This is a genomic window from Nocardia niwae NBRC 108934 = DSM 45340, assembly GCF_001613465.1.
Lineage (GTDB): Bacteria > Actinomycetota > Actinomycetes > Mycobacteriales > Mycobacteriaceae > Nocardia > Nocardia niwae.
The window spans coordinates 1-1,213 of record NZ_BDCK01000012.1; the positions used below are offsets into that span (position 1 = coordinate 1).

Genomic DNA, 1,213 nt, shown 5'->3' on the forward strand with positions numbered 1-1,213 from the left:
CACGGTGTGGGCGAATGGCCGTGACCGTGCACGCGATATCGCCTCGGCCGCCCTCTCGGTGCTCATGTCCCAGCGAGTCCCCGGCGTCGCCACCCTCACCGAGCCATCCGGCCTGCTCGAGGCACGCGACCCGAACACCAATGCGCAGCTCGTGAGCTTCACACTGCGCGCCCAATCACGAACCCTCCCAGCCTGAACGGGCTGGCCGATAAGGAGGTGCCCAATGGCACGCGATCCCGACAACGTCAAGATCTGGAAGGACGCGCGCGTCTACGTGTCCGACGCCGTCACCCGGCCCGCGCTGCCGACCGACATCGACACCGCGCTCGCGGTCGGGTGGGTCGAGACCGGCATTCTCGACGGCGACGCCGGTCTCCCCGAGGACCGGTCGCTTGCCGAGTCCAAGCATTACGGCTGGGGCCTTGGCCTGATCAAATTCGGCAGCAAGAACTTCGAGGTCGCTCGGAAGATGACGCTGCTCGAGGACAACGCGGAGACGCGCAAGCTGATCACCCCCGGCAGCACCGCCACCAAGGTTCCGATGCCGAAGCCGGTCTACCGCTGGCTGTGCTTCGAAACCGACTCCGACCTGGAGGATCGCGAGCGGTTGTTCACCACCAAGCGGGCTCGCCTGTGGGTCCCCTCGAACGGCCGCACCGAGTCGGACCCGACCAAGTGGGAGGTCCAGATCGCGATCTTCGCGGATGGCGCGGGCGACATCTTCGACCGCCAGGCCGGCGACCTCGCTGCATAGCGGTCGCCCCGTTCGGCGGCGCGGTTTCCGTGCGGGTTCCCGCGCCGCCGAACATCTTCCGTCCACCCGAACCCGCACACATAGAGAGGAACCCGCACATGTCGCAGCAGAACCGCCGTCGCCGCCCCGCCCGCCCCGCGGGCGCGCCCGTGCCGCAGGACTTCCCAGAGGCCCGCAAGTCGGCCGCGCAGCGCGAGGCCGAGGGCGTCGAGACGGTCTCTTTCACCTGGCGCGGTGTCGAGCTCACCGTGCCCGCGGACCCGCAGAAGTGGCACCCCGTCACGGTGTGGGCACCGCTGTCGCAGAACAACATCATCGGCGGCACCGTCGCATTGCTCGGCTCGGTGCAGCTCGCGCGCCTCGCCGCGAACGTGCCCGACTTCGCCGCCTACGACTACTACGAGATCTTCAACGAGATCGCCCGCCTGACCGGATTCGGGCGAGCGGGAAACTAGTCAC

2 protein-coding genes and 1 pseudogene are annotated in these 1,213 nt (G+C 68.5%); all 3 read left to right on the forward strand.

Features of this window, described 5'->3' with window-relative positions:
- Window positions 1-196: pseudogene (locus NNI01S_RS35665) on the forward strand (hypothetical protein); the annotation flags it as partial.
- 27 nt (window positions 197-223) lie between these two features.
- Entirely contained in the window at window positions 224-754 is a 531-nt protein-coding gene (locus NNI01S_RS03745; RefSeq protein ID WP_063017537.1) for a hypothetical protein, read from the forward strand.
- Between the two features lie 98 nt (window positions 755-852).
- Complete coding sequence (locus tag NNI01S_RS03750) at window positions 853-1,209, forward strand: hypothetical protein (RefSeq protein ID WP_063017539.1); 357 nt, start codon at window positions 853-855, stop codon at window positions 1,207-1,209.
- Window positions 1,210-1,213 lie beyond the last annotated feature (4 nt).